This window comes from Mesobacillus persicus, from assembly GCF_900109925.1.
GTDB lineage: Bacteria > Bacillota > Bacilli > Bacillales > Cytobacillaceae > Mesobacillus_B > Mesobacillus_B persicus.
Map to the genome: position 1 here is coordinate 60,714 of NZ_FOBW01000011.1, position 20,797 is coordinate 81,510.

The following is a 20,797-nucleotide window of genomic DNA, read 5'->3' on the forward strand; positions in this document are numbered from 1 at the left end:
TTTAGGGGAGGAAAGTTTAAAAAAACTCAAACAATTCTCTAGAACTGTTTGAGTTTTTGTAATCTTATTTTCTAGTCGAAGCTTCATGAAGTGCGGACAGTTCTCTTTCTAATTCACCAAGTAAGGATTTCCCTTCCGCTTCTTCTATCAAGCCAAGTCGAACTGCAAAATCTATTTCCCTTGATAAGCCAAACATTTGCGTGTCCAAAACTTCTTCATAGAGAGGGCATTGGGGCATAGTAAGGTTATCCATTTGCACTTTTATTAGCTTTAATATTTTATCAGCGTCAGCCTTTAGTAAGGCCTGGGCTTTCTCTTGATGATTAATAATCATTTCAGACGCCAACATTGATCCCCCCGTTTCCGAGCTTTAACCAATCCTATCTATAAATTTTACTCTTTACTGTGCAAAAATGCAAGAATAATAAGGATTCCGAAAATATGCAAATCTAATTTAAGAAAATGACAATTATAGCAATTAAAGATATACTTGTTTGGAATAACTTTATTGGGGAGGGAACCAATTGGAAACGATTATTCCTATTACAGGCAAAGTCAATTATCAGATAACCCTAGACCCAGGTGTTTGGATATTCGATGATCGAAAAGTAGAGTTGGATACATATTTTCAAAGAACCGAAGAGCAAGATAATGAACTTGAAAAATATACTAAGTCCATCTCCAAACACTGGGACCGGGAAATCATGGAAGGCGCAGTCTTTCCACCTACACTCAAAAGCGAACGAAAATTTGAGAAGCAAAGACTACTTGAAGGTTCATTCGGGATTCCATTTAAATCTTTTCTGCTTAATGCAGAGCCTCATGATAACGCTAAAACACTCCTCATTAAGCATGCGGCTGGTGAGTCGGAAATGCCACTCAGCGAAGCCTTAGAGCTTATCCTAGGGTTTTCTAAAGAAGGGAAGCCATTAAAGGACGATGGGCCTGTCCATGTTTATTATGGTGACGGTTCCAACCAACAGACTCCAATTACAGGAGTTAAACAATTTATAATAAAATAGCGGGCGATAAAAGCCCGCTTATTTCAAGAGGTCTGCTGCAAGTTGTGCCAATGCAGACCTCTCTCCTTTTATTAGTTTAACGTGGCCAGCAATCTGTTGCCCCTTAAATTTCTCGACCACATATGTAAGTCCATTGTTATATGCGTCGAGGTATGGATGATCAATTTGATCAGGGTCGCCCATTAGCACAATCTTACTTCGTTCCCCTACACGTGTTAAGATGGTTTTTACTTCATGTTTTGTTAGGTTCTGAGCCTCGTCAATAATGATAAATTGTTCAGGGATGCTTCTGCCCCTAATATAGGTAAGGGCTTCAACTTCAATTGAACCCATCCCCGCCAAGATGGCATCCAGTTCACCAGGTTTTTTTGTATTAAACAAAAACTCGAGATTATCAAAAATCGGTTGCATCCATGGCCTGAGCTTTTCTTGTTTTTCTCCCGGTAGGAATCCCAGGTCTTTGCCAACAGGAACGATTGGACGGGCAACAAATAACTTTTTATACTCCCCTAAATCTTCGGTTTGAAATAGCCCTGTTGCTAGTGTAAGTAATGTTTTCCCTGTGCCTGCCCTTCCAGTTAAGGTGACTAACGGGATATCGTCTCTTAACAAGAGCTCAAGTGCCATAATCTGCTGAACATTCCTTGCTCTAATCCCCCATATCTGTTTACCCTCATGGTCAAAAACCAATTTCTTCATTTTTGTTTTTTTCTTGTCCACCATCCCAATCGCCGAAGATGAACTACCGAGGCTGTCTTTTAGGATGACGAATTGGTTCGAATATAGCTTGTAACCGGGAATCTCAGATAGTGCCAGCTCCCCATTTACGTAAAATCGGTTTAAAGTTTCCGCATCCACATAAATTTCTTCAAAACCAGTGTAAAGACCATCCATCTCCACCACTCTATCACTGAGGAAATCCTCTGAGGTAAGTCCGATAGCATCCGCCTTAACCCTTACCAATGCATCCTTACTTACAAGGATAACTGGCCGGCCAACCTCTTTTGTTTGTTCCTCTAGTGAAAGATTTTTGGCAACCGCAAGAATTCTGTTATCATTTGTTTTTTCAACAAAGACCTCTTGAAGCTGATGGAACGAGCGGTGATTCAATTCAATTCTTAGTGTACCGCCGTTTTCAAGATGGATTTTTTCATGAAGCTTACCTGTTTCTCTTAGTCCGTCAATAATTCTGGAAACCTGCCTGGCATTCCGACCAATCTCGTCCATATACCGTTTTTTAGAATCGACTTCTTCTAGGACCACAGCCGGAATTACTACTTCGTTATCTTGGAAAGAAAAAATTGCGTATGGATCCTGTAGCAGGACATTCGTATCAAGTACATATATTTTTGTCAAAATCTTGCCTCCCACCTTCTTGTTTTTCTGGCGCCGCTAACATCACCATCAGCAGAGACTTTGGTAAAATATATGTTTTCCTGTATAAAGATAGAATTTATTTTGCACAATACCATGTAAGCAAGTCTTTTTTTCTTCTGTTTCAATTAGTTCTGGTTCTAATTTATCCAATCTTATGGAACAGATTAAGAATTTTTCGGGGGTGTTCTATTCATGAAAAAAGTAGTAAGCTTGTTGTGTTTGGTACTATTCATTTCAGGCTGTGGTGCAGGAAATGATACTTCTCAAGAGGAGCAAGAGCATCGCGTTAATGTGCAAGACTCTACGAATGGACAAATAAACAGAGAAGAAAGTGAAGATAGATCAAGACATCTTGCAAAACTAGCCGAGGGAATTCCCGAAGTAGACAATGCTACTGTCGTAGTAATTGGAGATTTTGCCGTTGTTGGCATTGATGTCAATGAAGATTTAGATCGCTCAGAAGTTGGATCAATCAAGTACTCCGTTTCTGAAAGCATGAAAGATGATCCACATGGCGCAAATGCCATGGTTATCGCTGATCCTGACCTGACCGCACGGCTAAAGGAAGTTGCAGAGGACTTTAGCAATGGTTCCCCTATACAAGGGATTATGAACGAACTTGCCGACATTACCGGTAGAATCATGCCAGAGGTACCAGCTGATAACCTTGAACCTCACCCAAAGAACCCAACAGAGGAACCAGAAGATAAGTTAAATGAGAGCGAAGAGAATAAGTTAGATAAAACCCAGAATCAACAATCAAATTATCATAAAGAAAATTAATCGCAGAACAAAAGAAAGCTTAGTCGCTTGACTAAGCTTTTCTTATGGCGTTCATAACCTGATTATCTAGCCGAGTAGCAGCCGCTGGATCGTAGGTTTTATCGTATACAGGCTCTGTAATGATTTTTGATCCATAAAACATAACATCCCGGACTTCATCAATTTTCAGCTCAACTAGCGCCAGATTCAGTGGAATGTCCGCTATTCTTTCGCTCTGAATATGAGCCTTCCCCTGGATGGAATAGGTTGATTCATTCGCAACAAGTGTAATCGCAACAAAAGGATTCCCGCTAATATTTTTTATAATACGTGAGCGGTTGTCAACAGCAAACAAGATGGTTTGTTCATCCTTGGCTAATAGCCAAGAGATGGCACTGACGTTTGGCCCCCCCGATACGTGATCTACTGTAGCAAGTGTTACAAAACGTTCTTTTTGTAGCTCATCAAACAACTCTTTGATTAAATGTGGTTCGACTTCGTTAGCCATAAAACCAGCCTCCTTAAACTATCATCATCTTACTATGTATACATTTTTGGGGCAAATAGATATACATCCATCTTTGATATAATAAATGATATACTAATTATAACGAAAAGAAAATTTGGGGTGTGAACATGAGAGTTAAATGTGTTATTTGTGACAAAATCGAGTCCATTAATGACGAAACCCTACAGGCAAAACAGCTAAGGAATCGTCCTATCCACACATATATGTGTAACGAATGTCACGGCCGCATTGCTGAAAATACAAAGAAACGCATACAGACTGGACATTTCCGTTTTTACAAAGCACCAATTGAGAATGAAGAATGGTAATAAGAAAAGCGCAAGCGCCCTGTTCAGCGGCGTATGGCCTGGAGCACTCCAACTGAGATAAAGGAAACACGAAGAGCGATAGCGATTCAATGTTGACTTATCGTAGGGCGGAGAGCGAAGGACACTAGCCGCTAGGGCGCTGGAGCTGGACAATTTTCTAAGTTTAAACTTTTATACTTTCTTATTCTATTAAGAAAAGCGCAAGCGCCTGGTCAGCCCCGTGAGTCTAGATGGGCCGACCAGAAGGATGTTCTTTAACCATCTTGACGGATTGTACGAAAAGCGGAGGCGACTGCACAGGGACAACAAGCATAAGACGTGCCCTGTAAGAAGGTGGTTTTTACCTTCTGAAAGGGAGTGGCTTATGTCTTCCGAGTCCCTAGGAGGCGCAGCTAGACAGGCTTATGACCCGAGGGTCTAGGCGCTGGAGCTGGATGCAGAAAACCAACACATTATCCACAACCGGTAACTTTTAATTTCCTAAACAATAACAAAAGCCGCCCAATGGGCGGCTTTTGTTATTTCTCGGGATAGTTTACGTATTTCTCTGGCTCTTCAGTTATTTGGTCGAGCATAACTTCAATCAAATCACGAGGAAACCTATAAGTCTTTGGCTCACCGTTTCGCTCAATATTTATAAAGTACATGATTTCATCCTTTGTTACAACTGGATGACTAATTCCATGCTCCTCTAACAATAAACGCTCAAACATTTCTTTTGTATCATTAGCAGCCGTATCTTCTGGTCTTGCGTCCACTACAACTTTAATGGTAAGCCAATTATATAGTTTATCTTGCAATGACATCATCTGTCTTCACCTCAGCTAAACATCCATTTCTTGGTTTTTATGAGAACGTAGGCGCAGCTTGTAAATGATTAAAATTAATGCCGCTACAACTAGACCCTCGGCTATCGGAAGAAAAATACCAAGAAAGCTTAAAAATGTACAACCTAAACCAAGAAACAAATAGATAAGGATAGACTTACCTAATGGAAGCTTCTTCGCAAAACCCAATTTGTAGACAATAACACTTAATAGCAGAATGGTTAAATACAGCATCCACATACCCAAATTGGGATTTTCATCTACCTTGAAGAGTGCAGCAAAAAAGGTCAAGCGCTGACTAATATCCATCCTATTTCCCCCTATTTATTTTAAAGCTCGGCTAACTTCTTTTTCTTTGTAACCCGCTCACGTTCACTCTTTTCAAGAATCTTTTTACGTAGGCGGATAGATTCAGGAGTTACTTCACAATACTCATCATCGTTTAGATATTCAAGCGATTCTTCCAAAGTCATGATTCTTGGTTTTTTAATGACGTTGGTTTGGTCTTTATTTGCGGAACGGATATTCGTGGCATGTTTTACTTTGGTGATATTGACAGTGATGTCATTTTCACGCGTATGTTCACCAACAATCATACCCTCATAGATTTCCGTTCCTGGTTCAACAAAAATGGTGCCTCGGTCTTCTACTCCCATAATACCATAAGTAGTCGCTTTTCCGGACTCCATAGAGACAAGAACCCCTTGTCTTCTTCCGCCAACCTGACCCGTTGCCATTGGCTGATAGCTATCAAACGTATGGTTGATAATACCGAATCCACGAGTAAGTGTGAGGAATTCAGTCGTATATCCAATCAAACCACGAGCTGGAACGTTGAAAATTAAGCGAACTTGACCCGTTCCACTATTGATCATATCAAGCATTTCACCTTTTCTTGCACCAATCGATTCCATAACAGATCCCGTATTTTCCTCAGGCACATCAATTTGAACACGCTCAACCGGTTCACAGCGGACACCGTCAATCACCTTAACGATAACTTCTGGCTTTGACACTTGAAGCTCATAGCCTTCACGACGCATGTTCTCAATTAGAATAGAAAGGTGCAACTCTCCACGCCCTGAAACAATCCATGCATCAGGTGAATCTGTATTATCAACACGAAGACTTACATCCGTTTGTAACTGTGCACGAAGTCTCTCTTCGATTTTTCTTGAAGTTAAATATTTTCCTTCTCTCCCAGCAAATGGACTATTATTGACAAGGAACGTCATTTGAAGGGTTGGTTCATCAATACGTAAAACAGGAAGTGGGTCTTGATGCTCGACCGGACAGACTGTTTCCCCAACATTAATGGCTTCCATACCAGAAACAGCAATCAAGTCTCCAGCCTTTGCTTCCTGGATTTCTTCACGCTTTAAACCAAAGAAACCAAACATCTTCGTTACCCTGAACTGTTTAACGGAACCGTCAAGTTTCATCAAGGCAACTTGCTGGCCTACTTTCATCGTTCCACGGAACACACGTCCAATCCCGATACGACCAACATAATCATTATAATCGAGTAGGGCAACTTGGAATTGTAACGGCTCTTCACGATTATCTATCGGAGCAGGAATATGTTCAATAATGGATTCATAAAGGACTTCCATGTTTTCATCCTGTTTTTCAGGCGTTAAGCTTGCAGTCCCATTAATGGCAGATGCATAAACAACAGGGAAATCAAGTTGATCTTCATCGGCACCAAGTTCAATAAACAAATCAAGTACTTCATCAACGACTTCTTCCGGACGAGCAAAATCACGGTCGATTTTATTTACGACAACAATTGGTGTGATGTGTTGTTCTAAAGCCTTTTTCAATACAAAACGAGTCTGCGGCATACATCCTTCATAAGCATCTACCACAAGTAGAACACCATCAACCATTTTCATGATCCGTTCTACTTCGCCACCAAAGTCAGCGTGTCCAGGAGTATCTAGAATGTTGATTCGATTGTCTTTATATTTTATCCCTGTATTTTTAGCAAGAATGGTAATTCCACGCTCTCTTTCAAGATCGTTTGAGTCCATTGCTCTTTCCTCGACGTTTTCATTTACGCGAAAAGTTCCTGCTTGTCTTAGTAATTCATCAACTAGTGTTGTTTTTCCGTGGTCAACGTGGGCAATAATTGCTATATTTCTTATATCTTCTCTTAATTTCAAAAAAGTCAACCGCCTTTATCTTAAATATGTTATCATTTTTTTACAACTGAGTTATTATACCACAACTATAATAGAAACCGAATGTTTTCTGTAAATTATTGAAAGGGGAGGTAAATAATCAATGACACAAATTAAATGGCCATTATTATTTTTAGCATTTGCCGCTGCAGCATGTATGATGGGAGTCGGGGTTGCGATTGGAGAAGAAAGTACCATAGGAGCCGTAATTTCACTTATTGTTTTAGTGTTCATCATGGGCTTCGGTTTTAAATTAAAAAAGAAATATCGGGAAAATGGTGAACTGTAAAAGGCCGACTAGATACGGCCTTTTCTTTTTCTTTACCATTTACCATCTTTCAAATAATTCTTTAGAATTTCTCCATGTAAACCAGGTTTAGCAACAAACACGGAACTCTGGTTTAGCAGGTCAAGTCTCTCACCTCTTAAGTTCGTTGCAACTCCACCTAACTCCTCTATCATAATGATCCCTGCCGCAAAATCCCATGGAGCTAGCCTAGGAGTAATATAAGCATCAATCCTTCCTGATGCTAAATAAACCATTTCTAAAGCAGCGGAACCATAAGATCTTGTACCACGGGCCTGTTTGACGAGCGGACTTAGTAATTCGGGAGGTAGCCTCCTATTTTCTGTCACCCAAGTAGCATTTAAACCAATAATTGATTCTGATACAGTCCTTGTTTCAAGTTTCGGTAGTTCCTCCCCATTAAGAAAAACACCTTCACCTTTGAAAGCATGATAAAGCTCATCATGAACGACATCGTAGATTAAGCCAATTTTCCCAATTCCATCCTCATAAATCCCAATCGAAATAGCAAAATTCCGTCGTTGATGGATAAAGTTCATCGTTCCATCGATTGGATCAATGATCCAAACAACCCCATTCAACCTTGTAACATCATCGCCATAGCCTTCTTCTCCAAGAATCTTATGCTCAGGATAGGTCCCTTTTATTTTTTCAATAAAGTATTGTTCTGTTTCCTGGTCAATATTGGTAACTAAATCATTCGGATCGGATTTTGACTGGATATTTAACCTGTTAGGAAAGGATGAACGAATCCGTTCCCCAGCTTCTTTAATCCACTGCTTCGCATATGTATCAATTTCATTCATACTCGCCGTCATCCTCTACTTCCCCCTAGTAAAATACTCTTCTATTGCTTCGTACCTCTATATAGAATAGATTAAGCTTATAGGAAAATTTTCTCAGCTTCAAGCATTTTCCTTAAATAGGCCCAAGGATAAACTCTAGGAAAAAATAATAACGAACTCCTAACGCTTATATAGGAGTCCGTTCTCAGTTTACCCTAATTGTTGTATTATGATTACCAATTTGATTCTCATCGACCTTCATACTAAAGCGCTACGTTGGTTAACTTACAAGGCTTTTAATGCTAATAATTCCTGTCTAATTTTTTTTAACTTCTCTTTACACTCGGTGATCTTTAGTTTGTCTGATTCACTCATTGCATCAAATAGAGTCGCAAGCTCATAATCCAACTCTAACCTCAATACTGCTTTTCTTTGTTTTTCACCTGTTTCTCTCCCCATAAAATTCATAAGTTGTTTCAAATTTATACACTCCTTGGTTATTTTCAAAATATTTTTATTTTTAATATTCTATGAAAAATTGTGGACGATGCAACAAATATGTGCTAACACCTAGAAACAACGCCTTTCGCTTCATTATTCCTTGCAATTTTGCTACAATATTTTACAAAGGTCTAGGAGGTACTATGATGACATTTACGGGTTTTACAGATGAAGATTTTGACGTTTTTAAAATAGATGGTTTGGACGAGCGTATGGATGCCTTAAAACAGCATATTCGACCTAAGCTCGAAGAACTTGGAAAACACTTTACGCCTGAGCTTTCCGCATTAACGGGCGATGAGATGTTTTCACATGTAGCTAAGCATGCTCGTAGAACCAAAAATCCCCCTAAAGATACATGGGTAGCTTTTGCCGCAAACCCACGCGGGTACAAGATGATGCCTCATTTTCAAATTGGTCTTTGGGAGACTCATCTATTCATTTGGTTTGCGCTAATTTATGAAGCACCTAATAAGGAAGAGTTTGGTAAAAAACTAGCGAATCATGCAGATAAGATTTTTAATGAAACACCTGAAGATTTTGTGTGGTCATTGGACCATACAAAACCGGAGGTGATAGAGCAAAACGGCCTATCAACAGAAGAACTAATTGCCATGTTTACTCGTTTGCAGACAGTGAAAAAGGCTGAAATTCTATGTGGTTATCAAATTCCCCGACAGGATGCGGTTCAATTAAGTTCAGAAGAGTTAATCAAGAAAATTGGCTCTGTATTTAAAACCCTAATACCCTTATATAAACTGTAATAAACATCTCGAGTTTAGAACAAAAGCGCAAGCGCCTTGATCAGCCCCGTGAGTCTAGACGAGCCGTCAATAAGGTTGTTTTTTAACTTTCTTGACGGCTTGTACGAAAAGCGTAGGCGGCCGCACAGGGACGACAAGCATAAGACGCGCCCTGTAAGAAGTGCTTTTTACCTTCTTATATCTTCGTGTCTCTAGGAGCCGCAGCTAGTCAGACTTATGACCCGAGGGGCTAGGCGCTGGAGCTGGATACAGAGAACGAACACAGTTATCCACCCCCTTAAACTTTTATTAATTCCTTAACAATAAAAAAAACGGCCATATGGCCGTTTTTTTATTTCATTTTAATCTTCTCTCCGTCACCGGCATCCTTTGCCGCTTTAACCGTCCGGTAGGAGGAGTAACCACTTTCTTCTTCGAATTCCTTGAATAGTTGCTTTTCCTCTGATTTACTCGGAACAATCTCTTTAAAACGACGATAGGCGGCCATTAATCCTTCACGGCTTACCCCTTTTTCATAGGCAAGTTCTACATTTTCAAAAAATCTGATGACATCAACAATCTCATCTGTTTTCCAAGTATAATCGATTGGATATTGGTATTCCATGAACAACACCTGCTTATATTTACTATTATTTTTTGATTGTACACATATAAGGCTAGCAGGTGCAAATCAATTGGCGTTTATTTTTTCCAGCGAGTCCTAATCTCTTCAGCATCGGTGATGATTGTTGACATCAAATCGCTGACGGTTGGAACATCATGAATAAGCCCCATTACTTGCCCAGCCCATGCAAATCCTTGATTCTCCTTTCCTTCATAAATATAACTTTTATTGGCTTCACCACTAATAAAATCTTTAAGAGACTCATACGTTCCATATTTGTCTTCTAAATCAATAATACGCTTTGTCCATTCGTTGTTGATTGCCCTAGCTGGCGCACCAATGGATCGCTTTATTACCACAGTATCATTTTCTGTCCCTTTAACAAGACGTTGCTTATATAAGTCGTTCGCGTGGATACATTCTTGAGTGGCAATAAACCTTGTCCCCATCTCTATGCCTTCCGCTCCTAGGCTAAGAGCGGCCATCAGCCCTCTTCCGTCTCCGATTCCACCGGAAGCAATAACAGGAATGCCTACAGCGTCCACAACACTAGGAATCAAAACCATTGTTCCTGTGTCATTTTTGCCTAAGTGACCTCCCCCCTCTTGACCAACAACCATGACAGCATCCGCACCGAGCTCCTCAGCCTTTTGCGCCTGCCTTTTAGCAGCTACCAATACCAGCTTTTTCACATCTACACCCTCTAGCTGTGAGAAAATAGGTGCAGGATTCCCTCCAGTCATGGTGATGACTGGGACCTCTTCTTCAATTGCAACATCTAGAAACTCAGAAAATGATCGACCGTGTTGCCCTATCGCAAAGTTAACCCCATATGGCTTGTCGGTCATCGTCTTCAGTCTTTGAATTTCTGCTCTCAACGCTTCTGGGCTTTCTAGTGACATTGCGGTTATTTGCCCTAGACCTCCTGCATTGGACACGACAGCAGCCAAATCAGAATAAGCAAGATATGCAAGCCCTCCCTGGATAATCGGGTATTGAATGCCAAGCATTTTCGTAACCTTTGTTTCCCAATTCAAATCTCCCATCTCCCTTCCAGATAAATATTCGGTTTTTATATGAACTTTCCTTTTAATGAATAAAAACAAGGGCATAAATAAGAAGACAATTTCTTATTTAAACATTAATTGCTATGCAAAGGAAATGAATAATGCTATAATTCATTTGTTTTGTAAAAAATACATTAATTAACTTGATATAAAGAGGTGTACCGGCTATTGTTATCGCAAAATGATACCCCACTATTCAGTGGTCTAATTAAACATGCAAAAAAGAATCCGATTCAATTCCATATCCCTGGACATAAAAAAGGCACTGGGATGGATCCTGAATTCAGAGAATTTATTGGTGATAATGCACTCTCAATTGATTTAATCAATATTGGCCCACTTGATGACCTTCATTCCCCTAAAGGAATGATTAAAGAGGCCCAAGATTTGGCGGCAAAAGCCTTCGGAGCTGACCATACTTTCTTCTCCGTACAAGGAACAAGCGGGGCCATTATGACCATGATCATGACGGTTTGTGGACCTGGAGATAAAATAATCGTCCCAAGAAACGTTCATAAATCGGTTATGTCAGCAATTGTGTTTTCTGGAGCAATCCCTATTTTCATTCATCCAGAAATTGATTCAGATTTGGGAATTTCACACGGAATTACAACGGATTCGGTTGAAAAGGCTCTAGAACAGCATCCCGACGCAAAAGGGGTACTCGTCATTAACCCAACTTACTTTGGAGTAGCTGCAGATTTAAAGAAAATCGTCGAAGTTGCCCACTCCTATGACATTCCAGTCTTAGTTGATGAAGCGCATGGTGTTCATATTCACTTTCACGAGGAGCTACCGTTATCAGCGATGCAAGCCGGAGCAGATATGGCCGCTACAAGTGTCCATAAACTGGGGGGATCGATGACTCAGAGTTCCGTCCTAAATGTGAGGGATGGATTAGTATCCTATAAGCGTGTACAGTCTATTATTTCAATGCTAACGACCACATCGACATCTTACCTACTGCTTGCGTCACTTGATGTAGCTAGGAGACGATTAGTAACCGAGGGTAGAGAGTTGATTGACCGCACCATTAAGCTTGCAAATTCGGTTAGAGGACAAATAAATGAGATAGAACATCTCTACTGTGTTGGAGAAGAGATACTAGGACGGAAAGCAACCTTTGACTATGATCCAACCAAGCTAATCATCTCAATAAGAGACCTTGGAATAACCGGGTATGAAGCAGAACAGTGGCTTCGTGAAAGGTATAACATTGAAGTCGAACTTTCTGATTTGTATAATTTGCTCTGTCTAATTACCCCCGGCGATACCCAAGCAGAAGGGGACCTATTAGTAAAAGCATTGAACGAGCTTTCTAGTGAGTTTCATGAACGAGCAGAGAAAGTCCACGTTCAAGTTATGCTCCCTGATATCCCTCTACTCGCATTAACACCAAGGGATGCCTTTTATTCTGAAACGGAAGTGATTGCGTTGGCCGAATCCGAAGGTAGAATCATCGCAGAGTTTGTCATGGTTTATCCCCCAGGGATCCCGATTTTTATTCCTGGTGAAATCATTACTTCAGAAAATCTTCGATACATCAAGATGAACATTGAGGCCGGACTTCCTGTTCAAGGACCTGAGGATGATAAAATGAATTCGATACGGGTGATAAAAGAACATAAAGCAATAAGATAGAACATAAAAAGAAGGGTATGCGATTTAACGCATACCCTTATTATTTATGTTTAATTTTTTTGCTTTCGCTCTTTTTGGTGACAGCTACAGTTGTTTGAGTAAAGAACCGAGACTTTTTCATCTTCGAAATGTTCGATTGTAGAGTTGCAAGTTTGACATACGATTGTTCCCATCAGTACAAACCCCTTTTCCCTCAAATTTAGTTTTGTTGTAAGCGCTTCAAGTATCTAAGACCATAATAATATAACACTATTAAAATTTCAAGCCTAATTTGTATAACACATTAAACTTTTTTTTACTGATTATGTTTATGAGTGAGCATATATATAGAAAATGATACTCATAAAAAATCTGATTCAGGAATTCGGGACTCAATGATAATACTTATAGAGGATGCTTTAGTGTGGGCATTGATGGACGTGCTCAGTGACCATACTTGTGGAGGAAGCTTCAGTTTGGGCATTGATGGAGGCTCTCAGTGACCATACTTGTGGAGAAAGCTTCAGTTTGGGCATCGATGGAGGTGCTCAGTGACCCTACTTGTGGAGGAAGCTTCAGTTTGGGCATTGATGGAGGCTCTCATTGTACCCTGAAAATTTCCTGGTAAACAATAAAAAATGAGTGACCCTTTCATATAAAAGGGACACTCGCTTGAAATTTACATTTTTAATGTTTGTGAGCTAAATCGGAACCCGGTAACCTCATGGCCCTGGTCTTTTGTAATTCATTAATCATATTGTGGTTGGAATGGAATAATTGGTAGCTCTGATTTAAAAAACTCGACCAAATCAGCTGCTTGTTTGGTTTCGTTGATGTGGAAGGCTGTCTGAAGATATTCAATGTTATCAAGATCGGCTGGGTCAAGGAGGGCAGATCTGCCTGTTTGCATACAGACGATAAGTGGTTTTCCAAAAAACATATTCGTGTATACAATCCCGAAATCATAGCGAGTTTCCTCTGTTGTAAAACCAATAAATCTTACTTGTACTTTTTCGTGTTCGTCATAAAGCTTTTCGAACAGCCCCATAAACCATCTCCTCCTTTGTTTGAATCTTATGAAAATTATAACTTATAAAAGCGGAGTATTCAAGGTAGCCAAAGCCAAATTTTGTTACAATATGTTGTCGCTCCTAATGTCAGATGCTATCATAAAAAAGAAAGAATAGGAATCTAGGGGGATGGATTATGTCTGAAACTGCTTATGTTAAACTAGTCCCGTCATCGGAGCAACAAACAATCACGACTGACGAGGTCAAATCATTGTTTTCCTACTATAAAGAAATCACCTCAAAAACGGGAACCCAACTCGATTGGGATTATGAATATTCCGCATTTCCATATGAAATAAAGGAAGCGGATGAGGGAATTTGGTTTTATTTAAAATCCAGCCACGATCGATACAATGCTATTTTGCTCGGCATTGATCAAGAAGTAGTCATTGATGAAGATGGAACCGAAAGAAAACAAATGTACATACAGATTACGCTACCAGATACGGCTACTCATGGTGACAAGGGGAAAGCAAATGAGTTTTGTAAATTCCTTGCTAAGAAACTAAAAGGAGAACTCCATCTTTTTAATGGACGGATCATGTACTTTTATCCGCGAAAATAACCTCACATTCTAAAAGTAATATCATTTTTTAAAAGGTTTTTATAGTAATGGCCCTTGATTCGAGGGCCTTTTTTGATTTTTAAAACCTTCTTGCAGAAATTCTTACTAGCTAGCTCCTCCTAAAGTTTTCCTTGCCTTCTAAATGGCTTTGTCCCACCACCCTATTAGTAATCATGCCCTATTACATCTCAGAAAACAGACAGTGTTACATGGAAGGATAAATACAAACTTAGACTAACCAACGTTGCCAATAGTGTCTTTTTTTTGGATTTGATAATTATGTTTCCAGTATTGAAGCCGATATATAGAAAGATTAAGAACATTATCACATTATAGGTTGGATGATCATGTTTCGATAACCATTCAGTGAAGGTATAAGCACTCCAAATAATCCATTGAAGTAAAATAACTGAATATATTCTCAAGCACCTTGCACCACCATTCCTAAACATATCCAATAATAGACTTGTATTAAGTATATGTGGCGAAATTCTCGTTATTTTTCATTTTTGTAACATTTAAATGACAGACGGAATTTTCGGAAAACCATATGATAGAATGGCTGTATTGAAGATGAATTTACGTGAATACGAACCTCAGTTTATCATGCAAACATAGCAACAAAGAATCCTTTATAAAGCGAGGCAAGAAGATGAAAGGAATGTCTATAATTCTTACAGCTACCTTCCTATTATTTACTTCTTCCTGTAGCAATACATACAGTAACGAGGATCTAGGGCTCAATTATGACGAAAAACAAATCCTCTTTTTTTCTAATGAAGCAGACTATCATTTCGAAGCCCCTTATTATGAGGCCATTATTGAGTTAAAGAAAAAGTACCCAGATGAAATTAACAATATGATGGTTTTATCAGGTGGAAAAGCTAGTAAGTATTATAAAACGTTCGAAATCGACCAATCTCCGGCCCTTCTGGTATATTACCAAGACAAGGTTATTGTAAATATCCATGGCAAGGTTTCAAAGGACGAGATTATCCAACCGATCACAAAGATACTCTCTAACTAATCTCTCTAAAAAACTTCTTTAATCATAAAAAACCTTCTCAAAGAATGAGAAGGTTTTTTTAATTACTTTATTTAATAATATGAATAGGATTACCTAACGCTACCTCTGCGGCTTCCATCGTAATTTCACCAAGTGTTGGATGCGCATGAATGGTCATCGCTAGATCTTCAGCCGTCATACCAGTTTCAATTGCTAAACCAAGCTCAGCAATCATATCGGAAGCCCCTGCTCCAGCAATTTGAGCCCCAATGATAAGACCGTCTTCCTTCCTTGTAATAAGCTTCATGAAGCCATCAGACTCATTTAAGGAAAGTGCACGACCATTAGCCGCAAACGGGAACTTAGCTGCAACGATATCAAGACCCTCTTCTTTTGCACTAGCTTCTGTGTGACCAACTGAAGCCAATTCTGGATCAGAGAATACAACTGCAGGGATTCCAAGGTAGTCGATTTCAGATGCATGACCAGCAATCGCTTCAGCAGCAATTTTCCCCTCATAAGAGGCTTTATGTGCAAGCGGAGGACCTGGTACGACATCCCCAATTGCATAGATATTGCTGATATTTGTTCTACATTGCTTATCAACGTTAATGATGCCACGTTCAGAAAGTTCAACTCCAACCTGCTCAAGTCCCATTTCTTCCGTGTTAGGCTTACGACCAATCATCACAAAAACATAATCTGCATCAATGCTTTGCGCTTCGCCTTTAACCTCGTAGTTGACAGTTACGCCATCTTCTCTTTCTTCTACGCCCTTAGCCAGTGCTTTTGTAATGACTTCTGCACCTTTTTTCTTTAGCTTACGCTTTACAAGGGAGGACATTTGCTTTTCAAATCCATTAAGAATCTCATCTGCACCTTCTAGGATGGTTACCTTTGTACCAAAGCTTGCATATGCGCCACCAAGCTCTGTACCGATATAGCCTCCACCGATAACTACGATGCTTTTTGGAAGTTCTGTTAGGTTTAAAGCTCCAGTAGAATCAAGAATACGCTTAGAGTATTTAAAAGCAGGGATTTCAATTGGTGTCGATCCAGTTGCAATAATTGCATTCTTAAAGGTATAAGTCTGAGCTGAGTTTTCGTCCATTACACGCAATGTGTTCCCATCGACGAAAAATGCTTCACCCTTTACAATGTCAACTTTATTTCCCTTTAACAAGCCTTCTACTCCACCTGTTAGCTTATTAACAACACTCTCTTTAAACTTCTGTACTTTTGAGAAATCTAGAGTAACGTTCTCAGCAATAACACCCATCTCTTCAGAGTGCTTGGCATTTTCAAAGCGGTGACCAGCTGAAATAAGTGCTTTTGAAGGAATACAACCAACATTTAGGCAGACTCCCCCAACTGTCCCTCTTTCAACAATCGTTACTTTTTGACCTAATTGGGCAGCGCGAATTGCTGCCACATAACCACCAGGTCCTGCCCCAATTACTATAGTATCTGTTTCAATCGGAAAATCTCCAACTACCATCTTTTTACGCCTCCATTAACAATAGTTCTGGATCGTTCAATAAGCGCTTAATATGATTCATTGCATTCTGAGCTGTTGCACCGTCAATCATACGGTGGTCGAAGCTTAGTGATAATGCTAATACAGGGGCAGCTACAATTTCCCCATCTTTAACAATTGGCTTTTCAGCAATACGGCCGATACCAAGGATTGCTACTTCTGGATGATTAATGACTGGTGTAAACCATTGGCCTCCAGCAGATCCAATGTTACTGATTGTGCATGAAGCACCTTTCATTTCATCAGGAGCTAATTTACCATCACGTGCTTTTACTGCCAACTCGTTGATTTCATTCGAAATTGTAAATACAGATTTTCTATCCGCATCTTTTACAACAGGTACTAATAGACCCTTATCTGTATCAGCCGCAATTCCAATATTATAGTAATGCTTATGAACAATTTCGCTTGTTGCATCATCTAGTGATGTGTTAAGCGCCGGGTATTCACGTAATGCACTTGTTAAAGCTTTTACCACGTAAGGTAGGAATGTAAGCTTGATTCCTTTTTGTGCAGCTACTTCCTTGAACTTTTTGCGGTGAGCAACAAGTTTTGTAACATCGATTTCATCCATCAAGGTTACATGTGGTGCCGTATGTTTTGAGTTTACCATAGCTTTGGCAATTGCCTTACGGATGCCGCTCATTTTTTCACGAGTTTCTGGATATTGTCCTTGTGGAATCGCAGGTGCTGCTGGTGTTGCAGGTGCCTTTTCTTCTACAGCAGGAGCTTCTGTTTGCTGATCTGTAGGTGTTTGAGCAGTTTGGGCTCCACCATTTAGGAATTGATCCACATCTTCTCTAAGAACACGACCATTTTTACCAGAACCAGCAACAAGGCGGATATCTACACCTTTATCACGAGCATATTTGCGGACAGAAGGCATTGCAATGACACGACGATTTGGGTCAACCTCTGCCTGTTGCGCAACTTGACCTGATCCGGTAGTTGCTTCTGCTGTTGGTACTTTTGGCTGTTCCGCCTCTACCTTAGACTCTGCCTTTGGTGCAGGTGCCTTTTCTTCTTGCTTTGGTGCTTCATCATGTTCGTCGCCCTTGAATTGTAGGTTTTCATAACCAGGTGCATCAAATGTTACAAGAACCTGTCCAACAGTTGCGACAGTTCCCTCTTCTACTAATAGTTCTTGTACAGTACCTTCAACTGGAGAAGGAATTTCAACCACTGCTTTATCATTTTGTATTTCGCAAAGCACATCATCTTCTTGAACTTTATCGCCAGGTTTAACAAACCATTTTACGATTTCACCTTCATGAATACCTTCACCGATGTCAGGCATTTTAAATTGAAATGACACTAAGATTCAGCCTCCTATGCAGAATGTCTGCTACTTTATTATCAAGACACGGGAAAAGAACAAGTCTTTTCCCCTTTTGTTTTAGTATGTTAAAACCTTTTTAGCGGTTTCGATTACATCCTTATAGTTTGGAAGCCATACTGTTTCTGCTTGTGGGAATGGGAATACAGTGTCAGGTGCTGCCACACGCAGTACTGGTGCTTCCAGGCTTAAAATTGCGCGGTCATTGATTTCTGCTACAACGTTAGCAGCAACGCCCGCTTGTTTTTGCGCCTCTTGAACAACAATTGCACGGCCAGTTTTTTCAACAGATGGAATGATTGTTTCCAAATCCAATGGACTTACTGTTCGTAAATCAATAACTTCTACAGAATAACCTTCTTTTTCCAGCTCTTCTGCTGCTTTTAATGATTCATGAACCATTGCGCCGTAAGTAACAATTGTTAAATCTGTACCTTCACGCTTCACGTCTGCTTTGCCTAGAGGAATCGTATACTCTCCTTCAGGCACTTCTTGACGGAATGAACGATATAGTTTCATATGCTCAAGGAAAACGACTGTATCATTATCACGAATAGACGAAATGAGAAGCCCTTTCGCATCGTAAGGAGTTGACGGAATTACAACCTTAACTCCAGGTGTTTGCGCCATAAGTCCTTCTAAACTATCCGCATGCATATCTGGAGTATGTACTCCTCCTCCAAATGGAGAACGAATCGTCACAGGAGAAGTATATCTGCCACCAGAACGGTAGCGCATACGTGCTAATTGACCGGCAATCGAATCAAATACTTCAAATACAAATCCAAAAAATTGAATTTCTGGTACTGGACGGAATCCTTGTAAAGCAAGACCGACTGCTAGACCACCGATTCCAGACTCCGCAAGTGGCGTATCAAATACGCGGTCTTCGCCGAATTCTTTTTGAAGGCCTTCAGTTGCACGGAACACGCCACCATTTACGCCCACATCCTCACCGAAGACTAGTACGTTCGGGTCTTTACCCATTTCTGTGCGCAGTGCATCAGTAATTGCTTGAATCATTGTCATTTGCGCCATGGCTTACTTCGACTCCTTTGCTTTGTACATTTCATATTGTTCTTTAAGATTCTGAGGCATATCCTCATACATAATAGACATTAAATCGGTAACCTTTTGCTTAGGCGCCGCATCAGCTTTTTTAATTGCTTCTTTAATATCTTCTTTCGCCTTTTCAATTACTTCACTTTCTTGTTCCTCATTCCATAGCCCTTTGTTTTCAAGAAACTTGCGGAAACGAACAAGAGGATCTTTTTTCTCCCACTCATTATCAAGGTCTGCCGTACGATATCGAGTCGGATCATCCCCAGCCATAGTGTGCGGACCATAACGGTAAGTTAAGGTTTCAATAAGTGTAGGACCTTCACCGTTGACAGCACGCTCACGGGCATCAAGTGTTGCTGCATAAACAGCTAATGGGTCCATACCGTCTACTACAATTCCAGGGATTCCAGCTGAAACTGCTTTTTGAGCCAATGTTTTAGCTGCTGTTTGTTTTTCAACTGGAGTTGAAATAGCAAATTGATTGTTTTGGATAAAGAAAATTGCTGGAGCTTTATATGCACCTGCAAAGTTAATTCCTTCATAGAAATCACCTTGAGAAGTTCCACCATCACCTGTGTAAGTAACTGCAACTGATTTCGTCCCACGCTTTTTCATACCAAGCGCCACGCCTGCAGTTTGAACATACTGAGCACCAATGATGATTTGAGGATGAAGCACATTCACACCTTCTGGAATGTTCATTCCTTCAAAATGACCTCTTGACCATAAAAAGGCTTGAGATAAAGGTAATCCATGCCAAATGATTTGTGGAACATCACGATAGCCTGGTAGAATAAAATCTTCTTTCTCTAAAGCAAATTGAGAAGCTAATTGTGAAGCCTCTTGACCTGCAGTTGGCGCATAGAAACCAAGGCGCCCTTGACGGTTTAAGGAGATAGAGCGCTGGTCAAGTATTCTTGTATAAACCATTCTCTTCATCAATTCTTGTAGCTGTTCATCAGAGAGATTCGGCATTGCTGCCTCGTTGACCACTTCTCCTTCTTCATTAAGAATTTGCAGTGTTTCAAACTGTTCTTCAATTTTCCCTAGCTTCGATACAGAATCAGCAGGAGTCGTCTTTGTTTTTGATGCCATCTATCGTCACCTCTTCCTTTCTTATACACAAATTAATTATTATCCATAATAGAGTACCCAAAAGCAGGTGAAACTTCCCTTTTCTTGAGTTGAAAATACTTTTCAATCGCGTTTATCTAGAGAATGGCTGTTAAAGTAACTAGAATGATGAAGGATATCTCCTCATTGCATACAGCATTATGTAGTTTTCCCATTGCTTGAGGTTCGAAAACATATCATTTCTCAAAAAGATATTCCGAATCTGTACTAACAGTTTACTTCACCTAACTAATACAATCAACTCTTACAAACAACAGTTTACACTAGAGCAAAAGAATCCGTCAAATACTATGTTTAACATTCTATTGAGTTTTGCACCCTAAAGTTTAAATCGCACCAAAATAAACTGTACTATAAAAATAAATAAACTGTACCATAACATCTGGTTAGAAAATAAATAATCAACCCAATATTGTTTTAGCAATAAAATA

General features: G+C 39.9%; 24 protein-coding genes. 8 read left to right on the forward strand and 16 right to left on the reverse strand.

Going from position 1 to position 20,797, the window contains the following annotated elements:
- Positions 1-64: 64 nt before the first annotated feature.
- Entirely contained in the window at positions 65-346 is a 282-nt protein-coding gene (locus tag BMX30_RS15465; protein ID WP_090747618.1) for an Fpa/YlaN family protein, read from the reverse strand.
- Positions 347-524: 178 nt separating this feature from the next.
- Between BMX30_RS15465 and BMX30_RS15470 the strand changes: the two genes are divergently transcribed.
- Positions 525-1,022, forward strand: coding sequence for a hypothetical protein (locus BMX30_RS15470; protein ID WP_090747621.1), 498 nt, complete (start codon positions 525-527; stop codon positions 1,020-1,022).
- Between the two features lie 18 nt (positions 1,023-1,040).
- Here BMX30_RS15470 and BMX30_RS15475 read toward each other — a convergent pair whose 3' ends face one another.
- Entirely contained in the window at positions 1,041-2,378 is a 1,338-nt protein-coding gene (locus tag BMX30_RS15475) for a PhoH family protein (RefSeq protein ID WP_090747624.1), read from the reverse strand.
- Between the two features lie 213 nt (positions 2,379-2,591).
- On the opposite strand from BMX30_RS15475, the gene BMX30_RS15480 reads away from it, so the two are divergent.
- On the forward strand, positions 2,592-3,182 hold the full coding sequence (locus tag BMX30_RS15480) for a YhcN/YlaJ family sporulation lipoprotein (RefSeq protein ID WP_090747627.1): 591 nt from the start codon (positions 2,592-2,594) through the stop codon (positions 3,180-3,182).
- 31 nt (positions 3,183-3,213) lie between these two features.
- Here the strand turns inward: BMX30_RS15480 and BMX30_RS15485 are convergent, their stop codons facing one another.
- Positions 3,214-3,669, reverse strand: a complete 456-nt coding sequence (locus tag BMX30_RS15485) for a pyridoxamine 5'-phosphate oxidase family protein (RefSeq protein WP_090747630.1) — start codon at positions 3,667-3,669, stop codon at positions 3,214-3,216.
- 128 nt (positions 3,670-3,797) lie between these two features.
- Between BMX30_RS15485 and BMX30_RS15490 the strand changes: the two genes are divergently transcribed.
- On the forward strand, positions 3,798-3,998 hold the full coding sequence (locus BMX30_RS15490) for a YlaI family protein (protein WP_090747633.1): 201 nt from the start codon (positions 3,798-3,800) through the stop codon (positions 3,996-3,998).
- Between the two features lie 518 nt (positions 3,999-4,516).
- Here BMX30_RS15490 and BMX30_RS15495 read toward each other — a convergent pair.
- Genes BMX30_RS15495 through typA form a run of 3 tightly spaced genes read right to left on the reverse strand, consistent with a single transcriptional unit; the run spans position 4,517 to position 6,990 of the window.
- Entirely contained in the window at positions 4,517-4,807 is a 291-nt protein-coding gene (locus BMX30_RS15495) for a hypothetical protein (protein WP_090747636.1), read from the reverse strand.
- A gap of 15 nt (positions 4,808-4,822) precedes the next feature.
- Entirely contained in the window at positions 4,823-5,134 is a 312-nt protein-coding gene (locus BMX30_RS15500; RefSeq protein WP_090747639.1) for a YlaH-like family protein, read from the reverse strand.
- A 20-nt stretch (positions 5,135-5,154) separates the two neighbouring features.
- Complete coding sequence (gene typA, locus BMX30_RS15505; protein WP_090747642.1) at positions 5,155-6,990, reverse strand: translational GTPase TypA; 1,836 nt, start codon at positions 6,988-6,990, stop codon at positions 5,155-5,157.
- Between the two features lie 121 nt (positions 6,991-7,111).
- On the opposite strand from typA, the gene BMX30_RS15510 reads away from it, so the two are divergent.
- Positions 7,112-7,297, forward strand: coding sequence for a YlaF family protein (locus BMX30_RS15510; RefSeq protein WP_090747645.1), 186 nt, complete (start codon positions 7,112-7,114; stop codon positions 7,295-7,297).
- Between the two features lie 32 nt (positions 7,298-7,329).
- On the opposite strand, the gene BMX30_RS15515 is transcribed toward BMX30_RS15510, so the two are convergent.
- Together BMX30_RS15515 and BMX30_RS15520 are read right to left on the reverse strand one after the other, a co-directional pair.
- Positions 7,330-8,133 (reverse strand): inositol monophosphatase family protein, encoded by an 804-nt coding sequence (locus tag BMX30_RS15515; protein ID WP_090747648.1) that lies wholly within the window; start codon positions 8,131-8,133, stop codon positions 7,330-7,332.
- 252 nt (positions 8,134-8,385) lie between these two features.
- Complete coding sequence (locus BMX30_RS15520) at positions 8,386-8,580, reverse strand: hypothetical protein (RefSeq protein ID WP_090747651.1); 195 nt, start codon at positions 8,578-8,580, stop codon at positions 8,386-8,388.
- 167 nt (positions 8,581-8,747) lie between these two features.
- Between BMX30_RS15520 and BMX30_RS15525 the strand changes: the two genes are divergently transcribed.
- Positions 8,748-9,365, forward strand: a complete 618-nt coding sequence (locus BMX30_RS15525) for a YktB family protein (protein ID WP_090747654.1) — start codon at positions 8,748-8,750, stop codon at positions 9,363-9,365.
- A gap of 331 nt (positions 9,366-9,696) precedes the next feature.
- On the opposite strand, the gene BMX30_RS15530 is transcribed toward BMX30_RS15525, so the two are convergent.
- Together BMX30_RS15530 and BMX30_RS15535 are read right to left on the reverse strand one after the other, a co-directional pair.
- Positions 9,697-9,969 carry a UPF0223 family protein gene (locus BMX30_RS15530; protein WP_090747657.1) on the reverse strand — a complete coding sequence of 91 codons (273 nt, stop codon included), beginning with the start codon at positions 9,967-9,969 and terminating at the stop codon, positions 9,697-9,699.
- A 77-nt stretch (positions 9,970-10,046) separates the two neighbouring features.
- Positions 10,047-11,006, reverse strand: a complete 960-nt coding sequence (locus BMX30_RS15535) for an NAD(P)H-dependent flavin oxidoreductase (protein ID WP_090747899.1) — start codon at positions 11,004-11,006, stop codon at positions 10,047-10,049.
- 198 nt (positions 11,007-11,204) lie between these two features.
- Here BMX30_RS15535 and BMX30_RS15540 point away from each other — a divergent pair, with 198 nt between their 5' ends.
- A complete protein-coding gene (locus BMX30_RS15540; RefSeq protein ID WP_090747660.1) occupies positions 11,205-12,677 on the forward strand; it encodes an aminotransferase class I/II-fold pyridoxal phosphate-dependent enzyme in 1,473 nt (490 codons plus the stop codon).
- A gap of 50 nt (positions 12,678-12,727) precedes the next feature.
- Here BMX30_RS15540 and BMX30_RS15545 read toward each other — a convergent pair whose 3' ends face one another.
- Both BMX30_RS15545 and BMX30_RS15550 read right to left on the reverse strand, forming a co-directional pair.
- A complete protein-coding gene (locus tag BMX30_RS15545) occupies positions 12,728-12,850 on the reverse strand; it encodes a GapA-binding peptide SR1P (RefSeq protein WP_090747664.1) in 123 nt (40 codons plus the stop codon).
- Between the two features lie 554 nt (positions 12,851-13,404).
- The gene (locus tag BMX30_RS15550) at positions 13,405-13,704 is read right to left on the reverse strand and encodes a DUF3055 domain-containing protein (RefSeq protein ID WP_090747667.1); all 300 of its coding nucleotides are present in this window, start codon (positions 13,702-13,704) and stop codon (positions 13,405-13,407) included.
- 158 nt (positions 13,705-13,862) lie between these two features.
- Here BMX30_RS15550 and BMX30_RS15555 point away from each other — a divergent pair, with 158 nt between their 5' ends.
- Entirely contained in the window at positions 13,863-14,291 is a 429-nt protein-coding gene (locus BMX30_RS15555) for a DUF1885 family protein (protein WP_170843905.1), read from the forward strand.
- Between the two features lie 661 nt (positions 14,292-14,952).
- On the forward strand, positions 14,953-15,318 hold the full coding sequence (locus tag BMX30_RS15565) for a small peptidoglycan-associated lipoprotein (protein ID WP_244532624.1): 366 nt from the start codon (positions 14,953-14,955) through the stop codon (positions 15,316-15,318).
- 67 nt (positions 15,319-15,385) lie between these two features.
- Here BMX30_RS15565 and lpdA read toward each other — a convergent pair whose 3' ends face one another.
- The 4 genes from lpdA to pdhA all read right to left on the reverse strand — a co-directional run bounded on the left by lpdA (position 15,386) and on the right by pdhA (position 20,327).
- A complete protein-coding gene (lpdA, locus tag BMX30_RS15570; RefSeq protein ID WP_090747675.1) occupies positions 15,386-16,795 on the reverse strand; it encodes a dihydrolipoyl dehydrogenase in 1,410 nt (469 codons plus the stop codon).
- Between the two features lie 4 nt (positions 16,796-16,799).
- On the reverse strand, positions 16,800-18,149 hold the full coding sequence (locus BMX30_RS15575; RefSeq protein WP_090747678.1) for a dihydrolipoamide acetyltransferase family protein: 1,350 nt from the start codon (positions 18,147-18,149) through the stop codon (positions 16,800-16,802).
- Positions 18,150-18,230: 81 nt separating this feature from the next.
- Entirely contained in the window at positions 18,231-19,208 is a 978-nt protein-coding gene (locus BMX30_RS15580; protein WP_090747681.1) for an alpha-ketoacid dehydrogenase subunit beta, read from the reverse strand.
- A gap of 3 nt (positions 19,209-19,211) precedes the next feature.
- Positions 19,212-20,327 carry a pyruvate dehydrogenase (acetyl-transferring) E1 component subunit alpha gene (gene pdhA / locus BMX30_RS15585; protein ID WP_090747684.1) on the reverse strand — a complete coding sequence of 372 codons (1,116 nt, stop codon included), beginning with the start codon at positions 20,325-20,327 and terminating at the stop codon, positions 19,212-19,214.
- Between the last annotated feature and the right edge of the window lie 470 nt (positions 20,328-20,797).

Coding starts and splice junctions, on each gene's coding strand:
- lpdA (WP_090747675.1), bottom strand. CDS start 16,795: ATGGTAGTTGGAGATTTTCCGATTGAAACAGATACTATAGTAATTGGG.
- BMX30_RS15565 (WP_244532624.1), top strand. CDS start 14,953: ATGTCTATAATTCTTACAGCTACCTTCCTATTATTTACTTCTTCCTGT.
- BMX30_RS15515 (WP_090747648.1), bottom strand. CDS start 8,133: ATGACGGCGAGTATGAATGAAATTGATACATATGCGAAGCAGTGGATT.
- BMX30_RS15485 (WP_090747630.1), bottom strand. CDS start 3,669: ATGGCTAACGAAGTCGAACCACATTTAATCAAAGAGTTGTTTGATGAG.
- pdhA (WP_090747684.1), bottom strand. CDS start 20,327: ATGGCATCAAAAACAAAGACGACTCCTGCTGATTCTGTATCGAAGCTA.
- BMX30_RS15550 (WP_090747667.1), bottom strand. CDS start 13,704: ATGGGGCTGTTCGAAAAGCTTTATGACGAACACGAAAAAGTACAAGTA.
- BMX30_RS15580 (WP_090747681.1), bottom strand. CDS start 19,208: ATGGCGCAAATGACAATGATTCAAGCAATTACTGATGCACTGCGCACA.
- BMX30_RS15495 (WP_090747636.1), bottom strand. CDS start 4,807: ATGATGTCATTGCAAGATAAACTATATAATTGGCTTACCATTAAAGTT.
- BMX30_RS15525 (WP_090747654.1), top strand. CDS start 8,748: ATGACATTTACGGGTTTTACAGATGAAGATTTTGACGTTTTTAAAATA.
- BMX30_RS15545 (WP_090747664.1), bottom strand. CDS start 12,850: ATGGGAACAATCGTATGTCAAACTTGCAACTCTACAATCGAACATTTC.
- BMX30_RS15510 (WP_090747645.1), top strand. CDS start 7,112: ATGACACAAATTAAATGGCCATTATTATTTTTAGCATTTGCCGCTGCA.
- BMX30_RS15530 (WP_090747657.1), bottom strand. CDS start 9,969: ATGGAATACCAATATCCAATCGATTATACTTGGAAAACAGATGAGATT.
- BMX30_RS15555 (WP_170843905.1), top strand. CDS start 13,863: ATGTCTGAAACTGCTTATGTTAAACTAGTCCCGTCATCGGAGCAACAA.
- BMX30_RS15480 (WP_090747627.1), top strand. CDS start 2,592: ATGAAAAAAGTAGTAAGCTTGTTGTGTTTGGTACTATTCATTTCAGGC.
- BMX30_RS15490 (WP_090747633.1), top strand. CDS start 3,798: ATGAGAGTTAAATGTGTTATTTGTGACAAAATCGAGTCCATTAATGAC.
- BMX30_RS15500 (WP_090747639.1), bottom strand. CDS start 5,134: ATGGATATTAGTCAGCGCTTGACCTTTTTTGCTGCACTCTTCAAGGTA.